This is a genomic window from Vibrio iocasae, assembly GCF_042245395.1.
In the GTDB taxonomy this organism is placed as follows: domain Bacteria; phylum Pseudomonadota; class Gammaproteobacteria; order Enterobacterales; family Vibrionaceae; genus Vibrio; species Vibrio iocasae.
This window is the reverse complement of record NZ_CP145311.1, coordinates 3,268,636-3,290,150: the sequence shown is the minus strand read 5'-3', so window position 1 is coordinate 3,290,150 and position 21,515 is coordinate 3,268,636. Positions and strand designations below refer to the sequence as shown.

Here is a 21,515-nt window from a genome sequence, read left to right as displayed (position 1 = left end):
GTATTTATGTTGTTTCTAGATATCCGATATAGAATCCGCTCAAGCTGAGTAATTACGGTACCTGTAGCACTATGCAATCATGGATACCAATGTTGCTACTGAGCTGAATCAGCCAATTTACACACCAGCCCAGACCCAAGCGTTTGGGCTGTATCTACGTCAATACAAGCCTGCCGAAGTTGCGGAGAAGGTTGGTGTAGCTACACGCACGATTCAGCAATGGATTTCAAAATTTGACTGGAAAACGATGCGGGACGATGCGCCTGTAGAGCTGATGTTGCGCCAGCGAATAGCCTATCTGATGTGGATTGACCACAAGCATGAGGAGCAGCTTAAAGAGCTGGAAATGCTGCTTGAGCAGAAGCGCAAGCGAGATGAAGCCGACAATAAGCGCTCTGGTAATTTCAGCTCAGGTGGTGAGAAGAAGCGGGGCAGAAGACCCAACAAGGTTAAGAACGATATCTCTCATATCACTAAAGAAGTGCTGGATGAGTTCCGGGAGAAAACCTTCTTTGAGTATCAGAAAGAGATCCACGCGCATAAGTGCAACGATGAGCTAAACGAGTTCCGTTTTTACCTGAAATCACGCCAGATAGGTTTAACTTATTATTTCGCCTATGAAGCGTTTGAAGATGCCGTTCTTAACGGAGATAACCAGGTATTCTTGTCTGCTTCGCGTAAGCAGTCGGAGATATTTAAGAACTACATCCGAAGGTTTGCCCTTGAGATTGGTGATGTTGATTTAAAAGGTAAGGATGAGCTGCAACTTAGTAATGGTGCAACGCTATATTTCCTATCGACCAATGCCCGAACCTCACAAGGTTTTAACGGCCATGTTTATTTTGATGAGGTTTTCTGGATACCTAAGTTCGGGGAGCTGGACGATTACGCAGGCGGCATGTCTATTCATGACCGATACCGGACCACGTATCTTTCTACTCCATCAACGGTAGCCCATGAAGCGTATCCAAAGTGGCAGGGTAAGAAACAGCACAAGATTGATATTAGCCACGGGGCGCTTAAAGGTGGCTCTCTGGGTGTGGACGGTATATTTCGTCAGATCATCACCATTGATGATGCTATTAACAAAGGCGCGACTTTCTTCAATATGGATAAGTTGCACCGAAAGTACCCGGATAAAACGGTATTCGATAACCTTCTTCGTTGTGTGTTCCTGGATGATTCCGCTTCTGTATTTGCACTTAAGGCGTTACTGGCCTGTAAAACAGATACCTCTCTCTGGAAGGATGTTGACCACAACAAAGCGCGGCCTGTCGGCAATGCAGAGGTTTTGGTTGGTTATGATCCAAGAGGTGGCGGACAGGGTGAAGGCTCAGACGATGCAGGCTTAGTGGTTGCTCTAAAACCTAAAAGAAAAGGCGGTGTATTTCGGTTGATTGAGCGGGTACGCCTTAAAGGTTCCAGCTATGAAGATCAGGCTCAGGCGATTAAGGGCATAACTGAAAAGTACAACGTGGTTTATATGGCAATGGATGTAAGCGGGGTAGGTTCGGCCGTTGCTGAACTTGTTCGTAAGTTCTATCCAACTCTGGTTGAGCTCGACTATTCACCTGAAATGAAACGAATGATGGTCTACAAGGCCAGAGAGATTATTAACGATGGTCGCCTGTTGTTTGATGGTGAATGGGACGACCTTGTTCACTCGTTCCTGATGATTCGCCAGCACACCACCAAGGCAAGCAACCAGGTAACCTTTATTTCTAACCGCAGTAAGGTTGGCTCACATGCTGACCTTGCCTGGGCTTTAATGCATGTAATGCGTTGGGAGCCAATTGATATTAATGATGAAGATGGCGCAACGGTGTCTATTTTCTAAGTGAGGCAAAGTGATTGATATTGAATTCTCTAACCCGGTCAGTGTGATGAACAGTGACATCCTGAGCTATTTGGAGGTTGCCTTAATTGATGGATTATATGAGCCACCTGTCGCACTCGATACGTTAGCGAAAGCGCTTAGGGTGAACCCTATGCATTCCAGTGCGATTGAGTTTAAGCGTAATACCCTGGCTTATGCGGTGACGGTGAGCGATTTAATTTCTCGCAGGGACTTGAAGCGATTTATTCAGGATTACCTGACTTTTGGCAATGGTTACTTTCAGGTAGTGCGCAACCTTCTTGGAATGGTCGTGCAGATTAAACACATACCCGCTCTGTATATGCGCAGGCGTGAAGACCTTGGGTACACCTATAAGCCAAAAGCTTATGACGATGATGGGCGGATAGATTTCAGACCCGGCCAGATATTTCACCTGGCTGAATATGATATTGCTCAAGAGCTTTATGGCTTACCTGGCCATGTTAGTGGCCTCACTTCCATCTGGCTCAACGACGATGCGACTTTGTTCCGCCGACAGTATTACCGAAATGGGCAACATGCTGGGTATTTGTTGTATATGAATGAGCCGAGCATGACTAAAAATCAGGAAGAAGAGATAAAAGCCAAGCTTCAGGCCAAAGAAGGAATGGCATTCAAAAACATGTTTGTGAATGCCAAAGGCAAAGATACCAAAGCACCAGAGTTAAAACCGATTGGTCAGGTTGAAGCCAAAGACTCGTTCAAGGACGTGAAGAATCAGACGATGAATGATGTATTAGCCCTTCACCGAGTCCCTATTGAGTTGATGAGTGTTCGCCGTGAGAGTATTACTTCGCTTGACCTGAACAAAGTTGATTGGCTGTTTCACAAGAATGAACTTCTGCCGCTTATTGATGCTATGCAAGAGCTGAATGAGTTCGTGGGAACGAAAGTGATTACAGTGAATGAATATAAGAGCCTAGAGCCAGCAGCATAATAAAACAGGCTCCCGCAGGAGCCTGATACTTATTCCAGTTTTTCTACTTCTTTTAGCCTCTTGCCTTTGAGCGACTGAATAATATCGCTTACCGTACCCTCAACAACATCGTTAGTGCTAAGGCCTTTGAGTTTTTCAAGGCCCCAGATAACCGCGCGGGTAGCGAAGCGTTCTAAGATAACCTTCCAGGTGATTTGCAGGAAAAGACCTTTGAGGACTTCCCAGATGGTTTTACCGATAATACCGGTTAGAAATGACATGTGTGTCTCCCTTAGTGAGTGTGTTCGTATTGACCGGAGCGCATGAGCTGGCTGAGCTCATCGGCACGTTTACCGACCTGAACCGCCCAACGGCTATCAAGCATTTCGATAGCAGCCATATTGTAGTTGTTGCGTTCAAGGGCAATCAGCATTCGCTCAAATTTCTTGAAGCGGTTGAAACCAAGGTTGAACATCATATCGACAATGACGGCCTGACGGGTTTCATTCAGGGAGCTGAAGAACGGCAGCGTTTTAGCTTCCTCAAGTGTGCGATTGATATCATGCTGCAGCATCACTTCCGCTTCTGCTTCAGAAATACCGTTGTCCTCAATGTTACGGCCATAACCGATAGTGAGTTTATTGGCTGTACAGTGGTACGGTTTCAGACGTAAGCCTTCGTGCTTTTTAAGTAATTGGGTTGCGATTTTTAACATAGTTACATCACCTTATATGCAGCGGTTAATCCCGCCAGAATGATCACGGGTTTCTCAATTCCCATCTTTCTTTTCTTCGATATCCTGAATCTGCAGTATTGCCAGTTGGGTACTCACCCAGTAATGACGCATTGCCATTAACCCGGAAAGGATCGCAACAATAAAGGCAATGAGCTGAGCTATATCGTTGAGTGACATCCCTGCCAGCGCAGCGCTGATACTGGTAATTAGGCTGGGTTTACCCATACTCATCGGTTCCCCTTATTCGTAACTGGTGACGAAACGATACAGACAAATTTGACTGACATAATGCTCTCAGTTTGTTGATTTTCTTTAGTGTATCGTTTGGAGTAAGTGACGGATATTTGGGCGGATTCTAGATAGAGGATGTAGAAAACCCAGCAGAGAAGCTGGGTTTGTTGAGGTGACAACTAGTTAATTAGCGGTTCAGGCCATGGGTTTTCTGTTTGTATTTTTTCCCGGGCTGCTAAGGCTTGCTGTTCAAGTTGCTCAGCTTCTGCTATCGCTTCTGGCGTGGCGATAATATAGCGCTTGATGTAAGCTTCTTCAGTTAGTGGGGAAACCATTTGAGAGTATGCTTCTCTGCGGTTGTCATCGATTTGATTGTATTCGGCAATGTACTTATTGTTTTCATTTGTTACCCAGTTTTCAGTAATCCATTCATCCCATTCAGTTTCGGGCTTTTCAATTGTGTAGTCATCAGTCACGAGAGATTTATCATCAAACTCTTTGGGCTCTCTCGTTTGTTTGTGGTAAGCCGTTACCTGAATAGGCTTAACTTCCACTATCCAGCAATTTTTATCTAAATCATACTTGCAGTGTTCAGTACCCTCATCGTACTCAGGTACTTCTGACCAGGTGGCAAACTGGGGCAAAATGAACTCTTCATAGCCAGCCACCTTATAAACTTCACTAGTACCGGCATAAATATAAGTTTCAGGGTGAAAGTGATGCGCTTTTTTCATTACATCCAGCCTCTATGAATTTTGATTGAAAGGTTTGCTGTTTTAGGCTTCGTTTCAGAACCAGCCAACTGCATTTTTTGATAATTCTGACTGCCATATAACCATGTATGACTACTGTCCGATACAGTGTTTCTACCTATACTCGCTTCGTTAGATGATATTGCACCTGCACCATCAGTGTTTGCTGCACTCATTCCTGGATTAAGTTTTAAGTCGTGGTGGTGTTCTCTAATTGAGTCTTCGGATGTTTGACCGTGACTCTCTCCTGAAACAGTACCACGGACAAAATGTCCCAAATGATGGTTGGGAAGGGTAAAAGTTGTCGCACCATCACCATCACCAAACTTCATAGCGTTAGCCATTGGGTCGGCATCTTTTGTCGCTTGAGATATTACTTGCCCTGTTTCCTGCGCATAATCCCAAAGTGGCTTATCAGTAATCCGCGAGAACTCACCGCCTTTTAAATCTAACCAACCAGGCTTACTTCCGGGGTGATGAAACTCGCCAATAAGCCCAACCATATTGGTTAGGTACAATTCATCAAGTTCTGTCTTGGTTACATACTCACTGTGCTTAAAAATAACCTCACCAGCCTGACCAGAAATAGCTGCTTTCAGAGTGACCATGCCACCAATACCTTTAGCCAAAGCAACCTTAGGTGTGTCGCATTCGATAACAATCTGATCAGTGCTGTCCAGTACATTGATTTTATGCAGGTACTCATCAAAATGCGTTTCAATTGGCAGGTTCAGAATAAACGTCAGAACACCGTTCTCATCAAAATAACTGGTTTCAATCAGGGCATTATGAAATGAATACAAGTCTGCGCTGTTCGCATCATGGGTTAATGCGCCAATGAGCTGATACTTGGTAACCGTATCTTTTAGCTCGCTGTTTAAAATATCTATCCCATGCTCGGTAGGGATAGCCTGTAATGCGCTCATGTGTTTTCTCCTATCTCTAGTTGCCATGCAATGGCGGTGGAGCATGTGAATTGTGTGTTTCCGGTGAGTTCAAGTTCAGAACTTAATTCCGGTGTAATAGCTAAGGCCGTGCTCTGGTTAAACTCGGTGTTAGCATCAAAGGGATAATTCCAGGCGAATTCCGTATGAGGTAGCCGTTTCTTTTCAAACTCAGCAAATACCCTGTCATTGTCGTAAGAGAACAGGTCAATTTTGATTAAATTCGGGCTGTTCACATCATCGTATACAGTGCCGGTGCTGCCGCTTTCATTCAGCAGAGTCTGATAGTCACGTATCTTCCAGCCAAATAAGCTATCACTGAACTCTGTCAGTAAGGCCAACTGAACTTCGTCATGTGTTTTTTTGAAATCAATTGCCATTCCTTCAATCAGGCTGGTTAGCTCCTGATTGTCTGGACCCTGCCAGTATTGCCCTTTAGGTAAGAGGGCTCTGGTTGCATCTTCAAAATCTCTTTGCGTGTAATCAGGGATTAAGTCGGAGGTGTCCACGTTACCTCTCCTAATACATGAATTTGATTGCTGTTAATGGTTATCTCTACCGTTGGGCTTTTCACGATGAAGTTATTAGTGACTGCCGAGATAGCCAATACGATTTCAGTCGGTGTGATGGATTCAGGCTTCTCGGTTTCATCGTCTATCTTGCCCATTTTGGCTTTAACCATATTTTCTAAGGCAGTAACCACATCGTCACGAACGGCCTGATCTTCTATACCCTGAATCTCAATGCTCAGTACTGCCTGCTCGGGCAACAGAGCTTTAGGGTGACAACCGGCTAATCGGTTATTTTCAAACGTTTCCTGAACCAAAGAGACAACTTCAGCACCAAGAGTTGGATTGTTTTCACGGGCACCAATATAGACCTCTACCATTCCGCGCTCCGGGGTGTTATCTAGCGCCCAGGCGAAATCCACATCTGAGTGTGCAGACACGGCCCATACTTCATAGTCATCAGCCTTACCAATGAGATCATTTTTCTCAAAGGCAACAATGACTCTTGCACGCCAGTGCTCAAGCTCTTCAATATCTGCTCCACCATCAATGCCCTGGCATTGCACATTGCTTGGGTCTACACCGCTTAAGCCTTCACTTAGCGTTAATGTTGCTCCAGCAGGTAGGTTACTGCTGATACCTGAAGCTAAGGCGACTACCTCAACTGGGGAATCGCTGTATTGCTCTTTGACTGTCTCGAACTCATTACCGGCAGGATCAGTGAGTAATCTGCCTTTAGGGATAACCACGGCTCCACCTAACTGAGTGAACAACACGAAACCACGGGCAAATGTGGGTAATAAGCGCGGGGTATCGTGCCTGTTGGCATGAAGGTACAACCACGGCTCAGAGCAGGTTTCAGGGTGTAGCTCTCTGAAAAGCTGGTCCTGATAACCATATTGCCCATAACTTACGCCAGCGATAGCGCAGGCAATGGCATTGATTGCCGGGTTATTTTGTCCTGTCTTAGCGATCAGCGTTGATTGGGCTCTGTCGATAAGTTCTTGTAAGCTTCTTTGAGTGCTCATAGTGGTACCTCAAACTTTGTTCCATCAAGGAGCGTGATAGTGATGTTTCTCTCCATTTGGCTTGGTTTTTCTTCCCATACTGAAACGTCTATGCTTTTGGCGTATCCATCAGTGATTAACCAGGCTAATGCCGTCTCGTAAAAGCGTTTTGCAAGGCTTAAGGTTTGAGAAGTGACTTTCTCGCGCTTCAGTGTCCAGTCACGAGAGCCGACCATAGTCAGCAACTCATCACTCCAATTGCCACCACGCTCTTCTTTGTTCATCCGTGCCCGGTCATTTTGTGTAGACTCAGCATGGTTATAAATGCTTTGCAAAGCGGCATGAGTCATACCTTCCTTTGAGGTAACAGGAGCAGTGAGAGCATTTAAGTTAAATTGGCTCATTACTTATTTGGCTCCTTTGTCGTTCTGGTCTGGTTGTCATCGGTGTAATCATGGTCATGGGTTTCTACCGTGACACCACCAAACTTACCGGAGCTACCGCCCACATTGCCTGCAACGTCTAAATTGCCTCCGATAGCAACGTCCCCTGAAAACTCTGTGCTTTCAGCGGTAACGCTAACTTTAGGAGCGGTGACATTGATATCACCGGCAGCAATAACCTCAATCTTTGCTGATGAATTGATTTTGATAGCATCCCTGGTGAAGTGGATCAGGTTGCCTTTATCATCCAGTACGGCCACTTCCCCAGGCTCTAGTTCTATCTGATGGCGTTTATCTTCTACGCTCACGGTAAAACCACGAGCAGTCACACCACCGATAAACAGGTTATAAGTTTTGGCTCCAACCAGAGGACGGCTCATAAAACCGTAGTTATGTAGTCGGTCAATCCGGTCATTGGTTCGGCCCAGTGCGGTTTTGATTTGCAAACGGCCCGTTGTTGCTCCGGTCACCGTTCCCGTGCCAGTAATGTTTTTGATTCGGGCCATCAGCCTTTGTTGCTGCTCTCTACGCATGGCTTTGTTCCTTAAATGGCCGGAACAGCTCTACCGATGTGTTTACAGAGCTTTCGGTCACCGATAACCCTAAAGCTTTTATAACCAGCATTTCATTGAAACTCTGCTTCTTGTCGATAACCCGGATAACACGGTTCAGACCATCAATAGCCAGTTCGGGAAACAATCCTGCAATGTTGGTTGATGCGGTCAGGCTTTCCGCTATGGCTAAATCCCTTTCATAAGTGGCTCTGGATAAACAAGCCTCTGCACTTTGTAGTTGGTCGCAGATAATCACCATGGTGCGTTGTTTATTGATACCCGGTGAAGTGATAACAGCATTGGCATCATCCCACGCGCCTTGCACTTCAGTACGGTAAAACTGTTTGTTGAAGGTTCGGGAAATATCAAGATTTTCAACGTTATTTCCGGTTTCAAGGCCTATGCCTGCAATAGTGGCGTGAGCTGTGTTTTCTATCGTTAACACACCGTTTCGCTCGATCAGCATAAAGCCCTGCTCTCGGATTAGCTGAGCCACGTTTTCAACCGGTGACTCCGCACTTATCTGAAACTCAGGAACGGGGGAAAGCTTGCTTACCAAGCTACGAACATCTAACCCGAAAGGCTTTGCCAGAGAGCGAAGCAACTTATCAATTGGCTGGTCGTATAGAGCGTCCATACTGATGCGTGAATCAATCATGTTGGCACTCTTTGAACGGCCAGAAATAGCAATATCCTGAGAGCTTGAAGCCGTGGAGCTATCCACCTTATCAATCTGGCCCGTAAAGATTGAGCTGTCATTCAGCCTGAACTCAACAGGCAGAGGTTCGGTGATGTTCATCGGTGCAATGCTGCAGCTAAATGTATGTGCAAGCTGCTCTATCGAGTAGTTCAGATCCGCTTTATAAAAGGGAACATGGCTACCATTAATCTGCAAAGATAACTTATTCATCCGGCATCCCTCACGGCAATATCACCACTCATAAAGAGCGGGTGAAGAGGGGAGTTAATCGCTCTTAGTAAACCCTCTTTGGTGTATTCATCATGAGCGATAGCTAAAGCCGGTCTGAACTTAGGAAGCTGAGTAGTACGATTGGCACTGCAGCCAGATACCAGTTTGTCATGCTGGCTTTGAAGGTTTCCTTTCAAGGAAGCCAGAGCATCATACAGAGTCAGACTTTCCATGGTAGAGCTTTTGGTCACTTCAGTGATTCTGTTATCTACACCTGATATCAAAGCGGATACGTCACTTTGCATAATGGCAGGTTGTTTGGTTGCAGTAGTGACATCAAAAGTATCGTTTTGCTCAAGAAGGGTAAGATCTTTACTCATCTTCACCGCTCCGGTGACCATCTGAACGTTGTGATGATTGGTAGCAGGAGTGTCTTTTACCTGTTTAAGCATAAGTGCCTGAGCGTTACGTGAGTTGTCTACGGCCTCACTCTCTGAGTTAGGTTCTGCCTGCACACCAGTGGCGACTGAATCAACAGCACTTGAAAACAGTCCTGCAAAGTTATCAGGCTGATTACTCAGGCTGCTGACAGCAGCGAACGCGCTATTAATGTTGCCATTTATGTCTTTTAGCGTGTCATCGGCCAGATTCAAGCGGTTGGTGATATCGACCAACACGTTCAGGCTTTCGGTGAAATATTCCTGAGTCTGGTTTATTTCCGCTACGTCCATCTTCTGAACGTCCTGACTGAATGATTGAGTCGAAATACTTTCAACAATGCTTGCCTGCTCTTTAGAGCGAACGGTTGCCGGAGCGGTGATAGTAGGAGATACACCGCTCCGGACAAACGTAAGACTGAGAGTCACCAGACCACGCTTGGTACTGATGTTCTGCGAATAGGTTTCATAGGTCAGGGAAAGTTCACCTAACCAAGGGTGTTCCAATTCACCCAGGGGAGTCTTTTCGAGGTCGTTGATAAATGCGTTGGAGTCAGCCAGAGAACTGGCCCCGACAAAAACAACCTCAAGGTTAATGGTCCGGGCTTTACTGCCCATCACTCTGATGTGTGGCAAGTCAGCGTAAGGAACTTCACTCACATGAAGACGCTTACCACCATCAATGGCGGTGCTGAGGATGTTGAGCCTATGCCCATTCCAGCGTCCGTGTTCGTACTGTCGTTCCCACATCAGAAACTCTCTTAAATGCTATGAAAAAGTCGAATCAGGCTGAGTCAGAAATTTTGTGGCGGGATATGGGCGCGCAGACCTCGCTCGGGCTCACCCCTCCCTCCGCACTAAAATTCAGCACTGCAATTTTGCGCAATCTGAGGCGCAATTAATTTCGGTAGGTTTATTTGAGCACAGCCCTTGTGGGAACTGAATCAAGGGCTGTTTTAGATTGGGAATATAGAGATCGTTGAAGATCGTTTTTGTGCGTTTTTAGTTGTTTTTGCGATCCTTTTAATTCTCATAGCCGATATGCCTCTAAGAGAATCGCGTCCATGCGACTTAATTTGCGTACGGCCAAAGAAATACGCTTGCTCGAAACGCCTGTTTTTAGGGCTGCTAAGTCGTAAGTAAAGCCGGACTCAATAACCAACTTTGCAGCCTCCTTGGTTTTCTCCGGCATTTCCCTGGAAGGCAATATTTGAAGTAGGCCATCTAAGCGCTTTTTAGGAATTAGGTTCATTTTAATTAATTTTTCCGTAGTCTAGGCGTCCGGTTTATGCGCTTTGTTCTAGTTCCGTGAATATATCCATCTGGTTTAAGTCACCTTTGCAGAGCTCCGGCTGAAGCTCTGGATCAGGTTTATTACCAGTGGGTTCAATAATCCTGTTAACTGTGGTTAAGGTCGTAAAGGCTTTACCGCAGTTTAGGTTTAAACACTGGCAATATGCTTCTCGTGTGTCTTTCGTTATTGCCCTGGATGTAGCAATCCGGGCTTTGCTCTCGCAGATAGGGCAGGTGATTAGCATGGTTATAACCTCACTCCATTTTCTGATTTTGAAATATCAGCAACGCTCACCCCCAAGCGTTCTGCACATTCACTAAGAGTCTCGCCTTTAGATAGGCGCAATTCTCTGAGTAATCGACCTTTAACAAATTGTTTATGCCTATCAAAAGGAACACGGCCTCTACCATCACAAAATTTGCATTGATGAATGGTGGTATAGTGAGTCGAGCTATCAACACCAGTATTGTGAAAGGCTACGCTCTCAACATTACCGTTGCATACTGGGCATATTTGTTCTTCCAAAGCTTCAACTGCTACGAACCTGGACTCAGTTGAAGCATCGCTCAAGGCAATTATTAGGTTTAGAGGTGTTGTTTCTTCTAACTTCACCATTTCTTCAAAGGCATCAAGATCAGATACAACTCCGTCATGTTGCTTATAGTCATCCATCCCTAGCCAATCAGTTGAGTTATCAATTGCCACTTCCAGAAGTATTTTTACGGTGCTCATTCTTCTTCCTCCCAGTCATTGTCTTCTGCACAAAGGTCGTAGAAACAATCATGGCAGAGCTTTTTACCTTCAGGACTACCATCGTCCACTTCGTTAACATCAAACCAGTGTTCAATGGTTTCCCCACACTCATCACATTTATCAACCAAAGATTCATAGCAATCAGAGCAAACCATTTGCTGCCGTTCTCCAGTCTCCTTTAATTCCGTAAGGTCATGTAGTTCACCACAGTTTTGGCAAGGTGTTGGCATTTCCATATCTACTCCTTAAAACAGACTTAAGTCCGGTTGTTTATATTCGTTTTCTTCTGACTGGTCGGTTTCATCTTCCCAACCATCAAAGTCCATCCAACTCAGGTTATCTTCCTGTTCTTTAACCTTGATAAGCTGCGCTGGCCTGATATTTCCGTGTGCGTCCAGCTCCGCAGGGCGGATTTGGATTTTTGAACCATCTTCTAACTTCAGTGCACTACCTTTTAAGAAGGCATTTATTGCCGGGTCGTCATAATCCGGTGGATTTTCCAACCATTTCTCATAAGGAGTTGTTAATTTGGATACCTGACTGGTGACCTGTTCTCGGAGCTCCTCCGTACAGTTATTGACAGAACTCCGAGAGGAGCCAGAGGCTCCAAAAGCGGTCGCTTCGCTCCCAGTGGCAGGCGCGTTCACATCATCATTCTTATTGAACGTCACAACGCGCTTGGTGAATTTCCATGTGGATGGGTCATCGGTTGGTTTATCAAACTCATAGGTAACTTCTTTCTTCTGCTCAGGTTTAGCACCTGACTTAGGCACAATAGAAAAAACTCTGGTTCGGGTTTTATATTCCTCTCCGAATGCTTCGAAGCCCTTCAGCTTCTTAACGTCCTCTCCGTGAGGGCTGGCATATTCAAGAGTTTCATAAACATTCGTGATAAGCAGATCTCTACGCTTAACGAACGGGCCACCTTGCCCCATGATGTAGTCATGCCAGTTGCCTGTATCAGCAGCCTGCATGGTTTTCACTACATCACCGTTATTTGATTCGATGCTTGGCTGATATACCTGGCTAAGCAGGATAAACAGATATTTAGAATCGTACTTCTTGTTAGAGCTGATGATTGCTACAGGAATAGGCGGACCAACAAGATCACGGCCAGTCTTAACTTCCAGCTCTTCATAGATGCTCAGCATCTGATCACGCTTAAGCATGGTCAGATAATTCAGGAATGATGCTCTGTCCAGATTGGCATAACGGCGTAGCTCCCGGTATGTGGTAACCGGCGCACCACCAAAGAATTGAAATTGACGGATGTTCCAGCGGCTTTTCCATGCTGAAACGTGTTTAGCCATATCTTTAACCGACTTGCCTGTTTCGTCAGAAACTTCTCCATCCATGGCATAACCATCAATGTTCTTAGAGATGTATTTCGCAATGTAGCCAGTAGCCGTACCCTTTTCAGGGTCAATAAAACCCACATCACAACGTGGACGGTAATCCATAGGGCCAACATACTGACATTTGCGGAAAGGCTTCTGTTTTTCCTTTTCAAACTCAGGGTGAAGCTCCGCTCTGTCTTCGGCTGTTGCATAAGAAATAAAGATGTCACGAACCTTGTCTACTTCTTCCGGCTTTACCCAGATCAGTAAATGCCAGTGTGGTGTACCATCGTGATGTGGCTCGGCAACACGAACGCCAAACCAACGGAGCCCTTCATTATTTAGCTTTGTTCTGATGAGCTGCCACACATGGTTAAGATAACGCTGAGTATCTGCAGGGCTGGCACCATTCCAGTGAGGAATATAACCACCTCTTTTGTAGGTGTTGTGATACTTAGATGGTGCAGTCAGAGTAAGGAAAAGCCCCTGCAATCCCATGGCATTAGCAATATCTTCACAACCTCTGGTTCTAACCATAAGTTCATGTCGGCGAATAGCTGGATTAGCCTGACTTTTCAGAACCATGTCTTTAAGTTCAAACTCTTCACCTGTTAGTTCGTCCCATAACACCATGTTCAGGATCGCTTCCCAGTTCTGTTTTTGTTGGGCTTTGTGTTCACGAATACAGTCCCATGAACAATATGGTGAAGCTTTGGAAGACACCTGACCCATAGCAATAGCCAAGTGCTCTCTCATGATTTTTCGGACTTTCTTCAGCCTTCTCAGCCACCACTTCTCATCACGGATTTTCAAAATATCAGTAGAGGCGCTTTGAGCATTTTGCTTCTCGTATTTTCGGGGAGGGATAAGGCCGAACTGCTTAACAAAATCCGCAAGCTCTTCGTAAACCTCCGGTAGTACTTCTTCCAGTTCATCATCATTTTCACAGGCGTATTCATCTGCCAACAGATCCAGCTTTTTATTGGCAAGAACAGAGAGCCTGAAAGCCATATCTTTTAGCTCATCAACTTCCAGCTCTGCCAGAATCCGGGCTTTAGCTGGTTTGGCTTTTTCTTCGATTCGTTCAAAGTCGAACTTCATTTGCTGGTTCGACTTAAAATCACTTTGCTCAGAGTTGTTATCTTCGCTGAGCAAAGCCATTTTGTGAGTATTTGGAAGACGTTTGTATCTGTCCAGAACCATAAGCGCCCGCTGTTTAGCGGGTAGCATTTTTTCACGCAGGTATTGGTTGGCTGCTGTTCTACCGTCTTTTTTGAAAATACTTTTATAACGGTTAGCAAAGTACTTCATCAGGTAGGTTGGCAGATCACTAAAGAACTTGTTTTCTGTTCGCCAGATATGATCGTGTGAGTTGAGCTGATAAAGGTCACGCTCAATAAAGTTCTGGTCGTCCGGTTCAGAAGTTAGCCTTGGCTTATAGCCATGAGGGATGCAAGCATCCCTCTCATCTACTGGAAGTAGGACTTTCCACGGACACTTTATCGGCTTAACTGGCTGGTAGTACGATGAAACGAGCACATGCTCATGTAGCAAGGGTGCTTCATGTGGCTCAAGCTCTACCGGGTGGGATATATAATCATGGCGGGTCACGTGTTTTAAACCCTACCCATAGCAACGAGTGCGATATTTCAAAATGCACTGAACATGGCTGTAATCCATCTCCATTTTTTCAGCAATCTGATAAGGGCGTAAGCCTGCTTCTTCTAGTTGCCTGCATAGCTCTACATCGTGGTTACTCACTTTGGCTAAAGGGTGGTTTTCGCCATGCTTCTGAAGACAAATGCCTAGCTTACGAGCCTTACTTTTTACGCTTACCTCAGTTCTGGTTAGCTTGTTTGCAATTTGTTTGGCAGTAAGTAACTGAGCATTTCGTTTAAGAAACTTAACTTCGTCATTACTCCAAGGCATCTTATTAACACCAACAAGGGTAAAAGCGGTTGAAATGCCTCTTCTTGAAGCTTGAGAGCGAAAGTAATCAGCGGATATACCGCAATCCGCTGCTATATCTTTTGCTGGTCGGGTGCCTGCTTCTCTTAATGCGCTTTCCAATCTCATGCTGCCACTTCCATTTTTGCTAGTGCTTCAGCACAAGAAGGGGATATCCATAAGCACTCGGTTCTGCTTTTCGTTCCTTTCCCAGCAGAAATACGTGAGCTTTTAGATTTTCTTTCCCAACCAACCAAAGTGTCGTTGTATAGCTCGGAGTCATAGCCACTGAGTACTACATATCCACTTAGACTAAGAAGACACTGCAGCAACTTTTCATGGTCTTTTAATGTCATTTCATGGGTGTAACTACGGTTACCTTTAACTCGTGTTTCCGGAAGGTAAGGAGGATCGCAATAGTGGAGTGTATCTATAGCATCGTGCTTACGAAGTACTTCAACAGCAGGCTTATTTTCAATAAGTACAGCAGAAAAGCGTTTCCCAACGGCTGCTAAGTTATCTGGATAAAGAGACCATAGGTGCATTGCAGTGGCGTACTTGCGCTTAGTATCAATACGAAAACCACTTGCAGATGTAGTTGCAGCAAATCCCATCGTTGCACGGACTACAGTTCTCCGGGCTTTTTCTAATGGTTCATCAGTAGGCTGAAGCGCAATTTCATAGTCTTCTCTTGAATATGGTGTTAAAGCACATAACTTTCTCAGCTGTTCGTTGGTAGCCGGATTTCTAAGTACCTGGAACAGGTTTACTACATCAGAATCTATATCGTTGTAGACTTCTGAATAGCTACGAGGTTTTCTTAACAGCACACTACCAGCACCGCCAAAGCATTCTGTATAGCACTTGTGTTCAGGAAAATGTTCTAGTACCCAAGGAGCTAGGCGGAATTTACCACCGTGATAGCGCATGACCGGGGAAGTAATAGCTGTCATACGGCCTCCAACTCTTGAGTGCTAACCAGCATATAACCACCTTTACCGCGCCCCTTGCTGATAAGGCCTTTATCAACTGGATGCATTACGCAACAGCCTAAAGTACGGCAAGCTTGATTAACTGCATCTGTCATTGATTCGAAATCGCCAATGAGCTCATTGGCAACTTCCTGAGTGTCTTCGTGTCGGACAATTCCACCTTCTGGACAAAGGCGAACAGCGGAGTACATCATTAGCGAGCCTCCCCAACGAAAGCGATAACATGATTGTTTTTAATAGCTTTTGTGTTGTGGCTACTCAGAACCTGAATGATTTTGTGCTTGCTCACCAGTTTCTGTTTTTCCTCAGTCCAAGCACGAAAAATGATTACGTCTAGTTCGTCGTACTCGTCTGATTCATATCCGTCCACAAAGGCTTTCTTCCCTTGCTGTAGTTGAGTGAACTCTTCTTCAGAGATATCTCTATGATGTACCGCCATATCAGCTTGCCTCCATAGTTGGGTAACCATGCAGTGGCTCACAGTCACGCCACCACATCTGCATAGTTGATTTTTGGGATGTACTGCGAACACACGCAGAAACAAAGAAAAGAGCGCGAATTGCGCCAATAGCTTGATGATGAGTTGCTGAGTCAGTTGATTGGTTAAATACAACAACCCAGTAAACCCACCACGCAGTGATAAAGTCTTCTAAACAAAGTCCTTGTTCAGTGCCGTTTACATTCACTAGCATTGCGCGGGTAGAATCCAACTCAAGCATTTCGCCCTGGCTGGATTCAGTTACGTTAAAAACACGAACAAACTGCTCAATCTTGCGAGTAGTAAAGCCTTCAGAACGAAGGCCATGTTCAAGATCTTTGCGAAAGATAGTGATTACGGAGTTCATGCAACCTCCTGAGAACAAATAACAAAGAAGCGGTGCTCAAAGGCTGGTAGACGGCTGTTATGCATACCTCTTTTCATTAGTCGCTCGGTTTCAATAGTTGGGATTGTTATGTCCTCAACTCTTTTAACCATCATGCTTCCTTCGTACTCATCCTTGAGTGAAATGTTCTCGCCACGGCTGTGATATTCACAGACAAGAACATCCATACGAGGTTGTGTGTTTACAGGTGGGTCAACCGTGAAGTCAATAAGCCAGCGACTTTCAAACTCGAATTGACCATACAGCAAGGTATGGTCATCACTGATTGCATCAAAATCAGAATCGGCAACGGTGTAGTTAATTTGGTGGGTTAAGGTTTTTCCTGTTTCAGGTTCCCAGTATGCAGACTTCGCGTTCCAGCGGGTGATAACGGTAAAGCTCTTAAGCTGCTTATCAACTTCTAAAAACAGGCCATGCATAGCTTTACGGCCTGTTTTTCGGCACGCAACAAAGTAGGTTTTGTTCGGAAATGGCCTTCTAACAACGAGGTCTTTATCGGCAGTTAAAACTACGTTTAGCTCTGGGATCTGAACATCAACTAAAGAAAGCTCTACTTCCTTATATCGGTTGATGATTTGTGGAACTAAGTGCAATAACATTATGCTTCCTCCTCAGGATTCAGCACATGAGCTGGATGCGTAACGAAGCAGTTAAACGTTCTCCAGATTTCAGAAACGTACTTAGCCTGGAACTTGGCATCATCAAGTGCAGAGTGATGAGTTCCTTCACGGGTAAGAGTTGTTTTAGGGTCGATATTCAGAATGGAGCGCCCCATCTCAACGATGGTTCGCACATCACGATCATTCCAATGACTGAAGTTTGGACGGATGCGAACGGCTTTGAATGCGTTGTTCAGAATTACGTTATCGAAACCACTGCCGTTACCCCAAACCTGAATTTCTTTTGATTCACCAAGTTCAGAAAACCACTGATTAAGTGCTAACAATGCATCTTTAAGTGATGACTTAGGAGTATCTTTGAGGAAGATAGCTCTGGCTTCTTCACTTTGAGTTAACCACCAGGTGACAGTAGAAGGATCAATATCACTATAGTAAGCGGCACTATTCAGGTTAACGATAATTTCAAACTCTGAGCCTAGTTCGCCTGTAATAGGGTTAAAAACTACAGCACCAATTGAAACAATTGCTGCATTACTGGTATTGCCCATTGTTTCCAGATCTAACATTACATGTATGTTCATTTCTCTCTCCTTACTTACCGATCACTGACAAGCAGTACTGTTCAAACTGATAAAGGGCTTCATCATCGAAGCGACCTAAATCTCTTAGGGATAACATTTCAAGGAATAGGCGGCGGTTGCTCATATCGAGGTTCAACCACTCATGAAGTTGAGATGTTCTCTTAGTCATTCCGCTGCGATACCAGCTAGCGAAAGAGTGAGCGAAGAAATCACGCGCACGATCACCACCGTTATCAATGGCTTCTTTCAGATCGGCTAATACTTCTTCTTGCGGGCGGTAGACCTGAACGAGTTCTAATTTCTTAGCGATAGGGTCTAGTTGAATAAGAATTTCGTGCTGTTGGGCAGTGTCGCCTTTGTTGAACCGCTGTTTAATCAGCTCAATAGTGTCTTCAAGTAGGGATTGTTCGAAGGTGCTCATGCTGCCACCTCCGGATCAGATTCCGCAGCATAACGAGCATCAATGAGCAGCCCAGTTAATTGACTTTCAATTTTAATCAACTGATCCAGCGAACCTTCTTCATGAAGGTACACATGGGTTCTTTTCATTAGGTATACATGTGGCACGCCTTCTTGGTAAATTTGGTTGGCAGGAACAGCACAGACAGAAAATTCGTTTACGTGACTAGCAATCTCTGTATGAATATGAATTACATCAGTATTAGCCATCGCCAACACATTGATGGCATGCACTATGTCGAACACTTCACGCTGCTTCCTTGCGAAAGCTATGTCTTCAGCTAGCTCAACATGCTTAAGCTCTTCTCCATCTGCTGAAATATCGATATCTACTTGCAGATTCCTTGGTAGAAGCGTACTCATCGCGAATATCATCTGACGTTGATTTCGGATAGCGAGATCATTAAAACGCTGGGATTTTTCTAGGCTTGCTGTGCATTCTTCAAGTAGAGATTCAGTTTTTTCTAGATGAACTCTGGCTTGTTCTCTGGCCTCGATTGCTTGTTCTAACTCGGTTTTAGTTTCCATATTCCTGCTCCTACACATGAATTTTGGATGAAAAGAACCGCCCCCTAACGAGGGCGTGACCAAAACGGTCTATTTGTTGCTGCGCTTTTTACGGCTAGTGGGTATTACTAAACTGGCTATGTTTGAGCTTGCGAACGTCACCTACTCTTCGTTCGATTTTCATGTTCATTTCTTTTAGAAAGTTCATGCCTTGACGAATCTGTTCTAGCTCGATATCTGTGAAGTCATCAAAAGAACGACCATTGTGTTCTCTGGCTGGCATTAAACCGCCAGCGATAAGAATCATTCCGCGCTCTTTGTCTGTTAGTTTGTCGTAGCAGTTCTTGATTTTTTTGCGGATAGCTTTAGGACCAAATAAGGCCTTGCATGCCTGAATGCTAGCTTCCGCTGAAGGTGCTGTTTCTTGTGGTTTTGTATTTAGTTTTTCTGCCAACTGACCCATGGTTATCCCCTATGCAAGTCCCGGAACCGGCATACCGTTGGTCACAATGTCCAGACTCATAGATAAGAGTGGTGATGTGCCTTGGGTGCGGTTTTCCAGATCAGAAATTAAAAGCACAAGATTGCTGATACCCAGTTGTGCTTTGTCGATGATGCTGTTTCTGGCTGAGCGTGATAGACGGTGTTCACCACCGTGCTCTAGAGCCATTCGTGACAAATCACCCGCAGCAGTAGAGTTTTCAAGAACTCGCTTAAGGAAAGTCACGTTGTCAGAATCACTTGCAGTAGAAGGAATAGGGGCTGTAACCAAGTCCAAATCACGAGATAGAGAATTCCAAATCGTGTAATCGTTAGTTGTCTTGGTGATAGCAACCAGAACAGGCGGTGTAAGTAGCCTTGGTTGCTCAGGGTTAAGCATATTTCTCAGAACATTTTTAGGCAGGCCAATTTCATCAGCCAGATCAGACATATTATTGTTCTGAGCAAAGGCAATACATGCCTCATCAAATGCTTGTTGTGCAGAGCTTAAAAACTCGCACATTGAAGGTTTAGCGCCCATATCTGATACTCATCCTGTAGCAAGTGATACTGATGGATTAGTGAAAAGAACCGTAAATGGATTCCCACTCGGTTTTTGCTTCTTCCCGCTTTTTATCGATGTAGTTGGCTAGGTCATCGACTGAAACAAACAATGGCATTTTGGTACCAAGGTTCTTTTCAGTACCTTCATGGAGACGGAATGCAGGGACAGGAAATTCATTGGCATTCACTTTAGCTTTTGCGGTGGCGTACTTCATACCGAAGTATTCCTCGGAGATATCGCTTAACTTAACGATAGGAGCACCAAATACGGCGTGTAACGCATACTGAGTATTCATAGCTTTACCTCAAATATACCTTGCATGGTATACTGCACTTGTTTATCTGCGTTTATCTCCGTTTGTCTGCAAACTGTCGGAGGTAAACGTTGTTTATCCTATTTCTTTTAGGATTACTATTTCTTTTAGTGATCCTATTTGTTGTTTCTTTTGAAGTCAATGTGATTTTAGGAATTTCAAGTGCGCGAATGGTTCACAACTTTAGAGCTGATCGACTTAGATGGTTTGCCAAGCTCTAATCAAGGATTAAGTCAAAAAGCTAAGAGAATGGGCTGGGTATCCCGAAAAGCAAAGGGTAAAGGGACTTTGTTGGAGTACCATATTTCCAACTTTGATGACTTCATTATTGCTCAGCTACGTCAAAGATTTGGTGTAGAAGAAATTCCTGATAATGTGACAGAAATCACCAATATAGGTGGTGTAAAATCAGTCCATCAAATGGATGTGTGCCCAGTCCCGGTATACAACGTTTATGCGGCATGTGGTTGGGGGGCTGAAAATGGTGCGGAATACATTATTCGAACCGAGTTCTTGCCCTGTCAGTGGCTTGCCCGATTCGGATTAACAGAAGATACTGCCAAGATCATCACCTGCAAAGGCGATTCGATGGAAGATACATTGAGTGATGGTGATGAGGTTCTTGTAGACATCAGGGAGCAGGAACACCCGGTAAATCATGGTGTATATGTGGTTCGTATAGGTAAACATGCATACATCAAACGTCTGAAGTACGACATTATGGCAGAGGGCTATGAGGTAATATCAGACAATAAAGAAGAATACCCCTCATTTATTGTGAACGGAGAAAAACTCAAAGAGTTTGCAGTAATGGGGAAAGTGGTCACCACTGTTATGAAGACGGTGGTTTAGAAGTAAGGCATCCATATGGGTGCCTTTTTTGTTATTGGCTATTAATAAAAATATAACTACTTAGGAGTTGAGTTGTATGCTCAAGAAAGGACTGAAAATCTTTGGCGTATTGTTTGGTTTGTTTGTGGCTTTGATAATTGGCGCAGCAATTTTTAGCCCAGAAAAAGCACCTGAATCTCAGATAGCATTTACAGAACAGATAAATGAGTTCAGAACTGTTATGAAAGAAGTGAAAGAGTCAGGTAATCAAGTTCAACAAAAGAAATTAGAAGGCCTGTATGACTCATTCATTAACGAAAGTCGAGAGGTGCAGTCTTGGTACGCGAATGTTATCTCTGTAATTGAAAGTGAAGACGGCATTCAAATAAAGGCATCTTACTCCGACAATCAACACGACAGTTACGCTGATTATACCCAACTATACCATTTAGCCATTAATAAAAAGCATGCTATTCAGGCATTGAGCAATTTAAAGAAGGGTGATGATATCTTTTTCACTGGTTCGTTGGGGGAAGAGATGTCACTTACGTTTTCAGGGAGTCTTGAGCAGCCAGAATTTTACTTTGAACCCCAAAGCATAAAACTTTCCCTAGAAGGAAAAGCAATAAGTATGTAG

Annotated in this window: 32 protein-coding genes; 4 read left to right on the top strand and 28 right to left on the bottom strand. The window is 44.5% G+C overall.

Annotated features, from left to right (window positions below; translation table 11 throughout):
• Nucleotides 1-79 precede the first annotated feature (79 nt).
• Both SNR28_RS24875 and SNR28_RS24870 read left to right on the top strand, forming a co-directional pair.
• A complete protein-coding gene (locus SNR28_RS24875) occupies nt 80-1,837 on the top strand; it encodes a terminase large subunit domain-containing protein (RefSeq protein WP_375751597.1) in 1,758 nt (585 codons plus the stop codon).
• A gap of 10 nt (nt 1,838-1,847) precedes the next feature.
• On the top strand, nt 1,848-2,813 hold the full coding sequence (locus tag SNR28_RS24870) for a phage portal protein (RefSeq protein WP_375751595.1): 966 nt from the start codon (nt 1,848-1,850) through the stop codon (nt 2,811-2,813).
• 29 nt (nt 2,814-2,842) lie between these two features.
• Here SNR28_RS24870 and SNR28_RS24865 read toward each other — a convergent pair whose 3' ends face one another.
• From SNR28_RS24865 to SNR28_RS24730, 28 genes are all read right to left on the bottom strand, one after another.
• Nucleotides 2,843-3,073: a hypothetical protein gene (locus SNR28_RS24865; protein ID WP_375751593.1), complete on the bottom strand. Its 231-nt coding sequence runs from the start codon at nt 3,071-3,073 to the stop codon at nt 2,843-2,845.
• 11 nt (nt 3,074-3,084) lie between these two features.
• Nucleotides 3,085-3,507 carry a glycoside hydrolase family protein gene (locus tag SNR28_RS24860; protein ID WP_375751592.1) on the bottom strand — a complete coding sequence of 141 codons (423 nt, stop codon included), beginning with the start codon at nt 3,505-3,507 and terminating at the stop codon, nt 3,085-3,087.
• Nucleotides 3,508-3,561: 54 nt separating this feature from the next.
• Nucleotides 3,562-3,753 (bottom strand): hypothetical protein, encoded by a 192-nt coding sequence (locus SNR28_RS24855; protein WP_375751590.1) that lies wholly within the window; start codon nt 3,751-3,753, stop codon nt 3,562-3,564.
• A gap of 185 nt (nt 3,754-3,938) precedes the next feature.
• Nucleotides 3,939-4,493 carry a hypothetical protein gene (locus tag SNR28_RS24850; protein ID WP_375751589.1) on the bottom strand — a complete coding sequence of 185 codons (555 nt, stop codon included), beginning with the start codon at nt 4,491-4,493 and terminating at the stop codon, nt 3,939-3,941.
• Nucleotides 4,493-5,437, bottom strand: coding sequence for a hypothetical protein (locus tag SNR28_RS24845; RefSeq protein WP_375751588.1), 945 nt, complete (start codon nt 5,435-5,437; stop codon nt 4,493-4,495). The genes SNR28_RS24850 and SNR28_RS24845 overlap by 1 nt, the downstream gene beginning before the upstream one ends.
• The gene (locus tag SNR28_RS24840; RefSeq protein ID WP_375751587.1) at nt 5,434-5,964 is read right to left on the bottom strand and encodes a hypothetical protein; all 531 of its coding nucleotides are present in this window, start codon (nt 5,962-5,964) and stop codon (nt 5,434-5,436) included. Before SNR28_RS24840 ends, SNR28_RS24845 begins: the two co-directional genes overlap by 4 nt.
• The gene (locus SNR28_RS24835; RefSeq protein WP_375751586.1) at nt 5,946-6,992 is read right to left on the bottom strand and encodes a baseplate J/gp47 family protein; all 1,047 of its coding nucleotides are present in this window, start codon (nt 6,990-6,992) and stop codon (nt 5,946-5,948) included. The genes SNR28_RS24840 and SNR28_RS24835 overlap by 19 nt, the downstream gene beginning before the upstream one ends.
• Nucleotides 6,989-7,375 carry a phage GP46 family protein gene (locus tag SNR28_RS24830; RefSeq protein WP_375751585.1) on the bottom strand — a complete coding sequence of 129 codons (387 nt, stop codon included), beginning with the start codon at nt 7,373-7,375 and terminating at the stop codon, nt 6,989-6,991. Before SNR28_RS24830 ends, SNR28_RS24835 begins: the two co-directional genes overlap by 4 nt.
• Complete coding sequence (locus SNR28_RS24825; protein WP_375751584.1) at nt 7,375-7,947, bottom strand: phage baseplate assembly protein V; 573 nt, start codon at nt 7,945-7,947, stop codon at nt 7,375-7,377. The genes SNR28_RS24830 and SNR28_RS24825 overlap by 1 nt, the downstream gene beginning before the upstream one ends.
• Nucleotides 7,940-8,878, bottom strand: coding sequence for a phage tail protein (locus SNR28_RS24820; protein ID WP_375751583.1), 939 nt, complete (start codon nt 8,876-8,878; stop codon nt 7,940-7,942). The genes SNR28_RS24825 and SNR28_RS24820 overlap by 8 nt, the downstream gene beginning before the upstream one ends.
• Nucleotides 8,875-10,065 carry a DNA circularization N-terminal domain-containing protein gene (locus SNR28_RS24815; RefSeq protein WP_375751581.1) on the bottom strand — a complete coding sequence of 397 codons (1,191 nt, stop codon included), beginning with the start codon at nt 10,063-10,065 and terminating at the stop codon, nt 8,875-8,877. The genes SNR28_RS24820 and SNR28_RS24815 overlap by 4 nt, the downstream gene beginning before the upstream one ends.
• Before the next feature lie 280 nt (nt 10,066-10,345).
• Nucleotides 10,346-10,567, bottom strand: a complete 222-nt coding sequence (locus SNR28_RS24810) for a hypothetical protein (RefSeq protein ID WP_375751579.1) — start codon at nt 10,565-10,567, stop codon at nt 10,346-10,348.
• Between the two features lie 34 nt (nt 10,568-10,601).
• Nucleotides 10,602-10,853, bottom strand: a complete 252-nt coding sequence (locus SNR28_RS24805) for an ogr/Delta-like zinc finger family protein (RefSeq protein ID WP_375751578.1) — start codon at nt 10,851-10,853, stop codon at nt 10,602-10,604.
• A 2-nt stretch (nt 10,854-10,855) separates the two neighbouring features.
• The gene (locus tag SNR28_RS24800; protein ID WP_375751577.1) at nt 10,856-11,341 is read right to left on the bottom strand and encodes a hypothetical protein; all 486 of its coding nucleotides are present in this window, start codon (nt 11,339-11,341) and stop codon (nt 10,856-10,858) included.
• A complete protein-coding gene (locus tag SNR28_RS24795; protein WP_375751576.1) occupies nt 11,338-11,598 on the bottom strand; it encodes a hypothetical protein in 261 nt (86 codons plus the stop codon). Before SNR28_RS24795 ends, SNR28_RS24800 begins: the two co-directional genes overlap by 4 nt.
• 9 nt (nt 11,599-11,607) lie before the next feature.
• Nucleotides 11,608-14,238, bottom strand: a complete 2,631-nt coding sequence (locus tag SNR28_RS24790; RefSeq protein WP_375754170.1) for a replication endonuclease — start codon at nt 14,236-14,238, stop codon at nt 11,608-11,610.
• Between the two features lie 84 nt (nt 14,239-14,322).
• Nucleotides 14,323-14,775 (bottom strand): hypothetical protein, encoded by a 453-nt coding sequence (locus tag SNR28_RS24785; protein ID WP_375751575.1) that lies wholly within the window; start codon nt 14,773-14,775, stop codon nt 14,323-14,325.
• On the bottom strand, nt 14,772-15,599 hold the full coding sequence (locus SNR28_RS24780) for a DNA adenine methylase (RefSeq protein WP_375751574.1): 828 nt from the start codon (nt 15,597-15,599) through the stop codon (nt 14,772-14,774). The genes SNR28_RS24785 and SNR28_RS24780 overlap by 4 nt, the downstream gene beginning before the upstream one ends.
• Nucleotides 15,596-15,832, bottom strand: coding sequence for a hypothetical protein (locus tag SNR28_RS24775; protein WP_375751572.1), 237 nt, complete (start codon nt 15,830-15,832; stop codon nt 15,596-15,598). Before SNR28_RS24775 ends, SNR28_RS24780 begins: the two co-directional genes overlap by 4 nt.
• Nucleotides 15,832-16,077 carry a hypothetical protein gene (locus tag SNR28_RS24770; protein WP_375751570.1) on the bottom strand — a complete coding sequence of 82 codons (246 nt, stop codon included), beginning with the start codon at nt 16,075-16,077 and terminating at the stop codon, nt 15,832-15,834. Before SNR28_RS24770 ends, SNR28_RS24775 begins: the two co-directional genes overlap by 1 nt.
• 1 nt (nt 16,078) lies before the next feature.
• Nucleotides 16,079-16,483 (bottom strand): hypothetical protein, encoded by a 405-nt coding sequence (locus SNR28_RS24765; protein WP_375751569.1) that lies wholly within the window; start codon nt 16,481-16,483, stop codon nt 16,079-16,081.
• On the bottom strand, nt 16,480-17,121 hold the full coding sequence (locus SNR28_RS24760) for a DUF6012 family protein (RefSeq protein WP_375751568.1): 642 nt from the start codon (nt 17,119-17,121) through the stop codon (nt 16,480-16,482). The genes SNR28_RS24765 and SNR28_RS24760 overlap by 4 nt, the downstream gene beginning before the upstream one ends.
• Nucleotides 17,121-17,723, bottom strand: a complete 603-nt coding sequence (locus SNR28_RS24755; protein ID WP_375751567.1) for a 3'-5' exonuclease — start codon at nt 17,721-17,723, stop codon at nt 17,121-17,123. The genes SNR28_RS24760 and SNR28_RS24755 overlap by 1 nt, the downstream gene beginning before the upstream one ends.
• Before the next feature lie 10 nt (nt 17,724-17,733).
• Entirely contained in the window at nt 17,734-18,144 is a 411-nt protein-coding gene (locus tag SNR28_RS24750; RefSeq protein ID WP_375751566.1) for a hypothetical protein, read from the bottom strand.
• A complete protein-coding gene (locus SNR28_RS24745; RefSeq protein ID WP_375751565.1) occupies nt 18,141-18,710 on the bottom strand; it encodes a hypothetical protein in 570 nt (189 codons plus the stop codon). Before SNR28_RS24745 ends, SNR28_RS24750 begins: the two co-directional genes overlap by 4 nt.
• Nucleotides 18,711-18,804: 94 nt before the next feature.
• Nucleotides 18,805-19,152 carry a hypothetical protein gene (locus tag SNR28_RS24740; RefSeq protein ID WP_375751564.1) on the bottom strand — a complete coding sequence of 116 codons (348 nt, stop codon included), beginning with the start codon at nt 19,150-19,152 and terminating at the stop codon, nt 18,805-18,807.
• A gap of 9 nt (nt 19,153-19,161) precedes the next feature.
• Nucleotides 19,162-19,710: a phage regulatory CII family protein gene (locus SNR28_RS24735; RefSeq protein ID WP_375751563.1), complete on the bottom strand. Its 549-nt coding sequence runs from the start codon at nt 19,708-19,710 to the stop codon at nt 19,162-19,164.
• A gap of 37 nt (nt 19,711-19,747) precedes the next feature.
• Nucleotides 19,748-20,029, bottom strand: coding sequence for a pyocin activator PrtN family protein (locus SNR28_RS24730; RefSeq protein ID WP_375751562.1), 282 nt, complete (start codon nt 20,027-20,029; stop codon nt 19,748-19,750).
• 180 nt (nt 20,030-20,209) lie between these two features.
• Here SNR28_RS24730 and SNR28_RS24725 point away from each other — a divergent pair, with 180 nt between their 5' ends.
• Together SNR28_RS24725 and SNR28_RS24720 are read left to right on the top strand one after the other, a co-directional pair.
• Nucleotides 20,210-20,899 carry a S24 family peptidase gene (locus SNR28_RS24725; protein WP_375751561.1) on the top strand — a complete coding sequence of 230 codons (690 nt, stop codon included), beginning with the start codon at nt 20,210-20,212 and terminating at the stop codon, nt 20,897-20,899.
• A gap of 76 nt (nt 20,900-20,975) precedes the next feature.
• Nucleotides 20,976-21,515, top strand: a complete 540-nt coding sequence (locus SNR28_RS24720) for a hypothetical protein (protein WP_375751560.1) — start codon at nt 20,976-20,978, stop codon at nt 21,513-21,515.

What these genes read in the sequence shown, in the direction of transcription:
- SNR28_RS24845 (WP_375751588.1), bottom strand. Translation starts at nt 5,437, where the DNA reads ATGAGCGCATTACAGGCTATCCCTACCGAGCATGGGATAGATATTTTA.
- SNR28_RS24755 (WP_375751567.1), bottom strand. Translation starts at nt 17,723, where the DNA reads ATGAACATACATGTAATGTTAGATCTGGAAACAATGGGCAATACCAGT.
- SNR28_RS24775 (WP_375751572.1), bottom strand. Translation starts at nt 15,832, where the DNA reads ATGATGTACTCCGCTGTTCGCCTTTGTCCAGAAGGTGGAATTGTCCGA.
- SNR28_RS24830 (WP_375751585.1), bottom strand. Translation starts at nt 7,375, where the DNA reads ATGAGCCAATTTAACTTAAATGCTCTCACTGCTCCTGTTACCTCAAAG.
- SNR28_RS24745 (WP_375751565.1), bottom strand. Translation starts at nt 18,710, where the DNA reads ATGGAAACTAAAACCGAGTTAGAACAAGCAATCGAGGCCAGAGAACAA.
- SNR28_RS24865 (WP_375751593.1), bottom strand. Translation starts at nt 3,073, where the DNA reads ATGTCATTTCTAACCGGTATTATCGGTAAAACCATCTGGGAAGTCCTC.
- SNR28_RS24815 (WP_375751581.1), bottom strand. Translation starts at nt 10,065, where the DNA reads ATGTGGGAACGACAGTACGAACACGGACGCTGGAATGGGCATAGGCTC.
- SNR28_RS24750 (WP_375751566.1), bottom strand. Translation starts at nt 18,144, where the DNA reads ATGAGCACCTTCGAACAATCCCTACTTGAAGACACTATTGAGCTGATT.
- SNR28_RS24770 (WP_375751570.1), bottom strand. Translation starts at nt 16,077, where the DNA reads ATGGCGGTACATCATAGAGATATCTCTGAAGAAGAGTTCACTCAACTA.
- SNR28_RS24825 (WP_375751584.1), bottom strand. Translation starts at nt 7,947, where the DNA reads ATGCGTAGAGAGCAGCAACAAAGGCTGATGGCCCGAATCAAAAACATT.
- SNR28_RS24835 (WP_375751586.1), bottom strand. Translation starts at nt 6,992, where the DNA reads ATGAGCACTCAAAGAAGCTTACAAGAACTTATCGACAGAGCCCAATCA.
- SNR28_RS24760 (WP_375751568.1), bottom strand. Translation starts at nt 17,121, where the DNA reads ATGTTATTGCACTTAGTTCCACAAATCATCAACCGATATAAGGAAGTA.
- SNR28_RS24740 (WP_375751564.1), bottom strand. Translation starts at nt 19,152, where the DNA reads ATGGGTCAGTTGGCAGAAAAACTAAATACAAAACCACAAGAAACAGCA.
- SNR28_RS24800 (WP_375751577.1), bottom strand. Translation starts at nt 11,341, where the DNA reads ATGAGCACCGTAAAAATACTTCTGGAAGTGGCAATTGATAACTCAACT.
- SNR28_RS24785 (WP_375751575.1), bottom strand. Translation starts at nt 14,775, where the DNA reads ATGAGATTGGAAAGCGCATTAAGAGAAGCAGGCACCCGACCAGCAAAA.
- SNR28_RS24805 (WP_375751578.1), bottom strand. Translation starts at nt 10,853, where the DNA reads ATGCTAATCACCTGCCCTATCTGCGAGAGCAAAGCCCGGATTGCTACA.
- SNR28_RS24855 (WP_375751590.1), bottom strand. Translation starts at nt 3,753, where the DNA reads ATGGGTAAACCCAGCCTAATTACCAGTATCAGCGCTGCGCTGGCAGGG.
- SNR28_RS24735 (WP_375751563.1), bottom strand. Translation starts at nt 19,710, where the DNA reads ATGGGCGCTAAACCTTCAATGTGCGAGTTTTTAAGCTCTGCACAACAA.
- SNR28_RS24820 (WP_375751583.1), bottom strand. Translation starts at nt 8,878, where the DNA reads ATGAATAAGTTATCTTTGCAGATTAATGGTAGCCATGTTCCCTTTTAT.
- SNR28_RS24765 (WP_375751569.1), bottom strand. Translation starts at nt 16,483, where the DNA reads ATGAACTCCGTAATCACTATCTTTCGCAAAGATCTTGAACATGGCCTT.
- SNR28_RS24795 (WP_375751576.1), bottom strand. Translation starts at nt 11,598, where the DNA reads ATGGAAATGCCAACACCTTGCCAAAACTGTGGTGAACTACATGACCTT.
- SNR28_RS24860 (WP_375751592.1), bottom strand. Translation starts at nt 3,507, where the DNA reads ATGTTAAAAATCGCAACCCAATTACTTAAAAAGCACGAAGGCTTACGT.
- SNR28_RS24850 (WP_375751589.1), bottom strand. Translation starts at nt 4,493, where the DNA reads ATGAAAAAAGCGCATCACTTTCACCCTGAAACTTATATTTATGCCGGT.
- SNR28_RS24780 (WP_375751574.1), bottom strand. Translation starts at nt 15,599, where the DNA reads ATGACAGCTATTACTTCCCCGGTCATGCGCTATCACGGTGGTAAATTC.
- SNR28_RS24810 (WP_375751579.1), bottom strand. Translation starts at nt 10,567, where the DNA reads ATGAACCTAATTCCTAAAAAGCGCTTAGATGGCCTACTTCAAATATTG.
- SNR28_RS24875 (WP_375751597.1), top strand. Translation starts at nt 80, where the DNA reads ATGGATACCAATGTTGCTACTGAGCTGAATCAGCCAATTTACACACCA.
- SNR28_RS24730 (WP_375751562.1), bottom strand. Translation starts at nt 20,029, where the DNA reads ATGAATACTCAGTATGCGTTACACGCCGTATTTGGTGCTCCTATCGTT.
- SNR28_RS24720 (WP_375751560.1), top strand. Translation starts at nt 20,976, where the DNA reads ATGCTCAAGAAAGGACTGAAAATCTTTGGCGTATTGTTTGGTTTGTTT.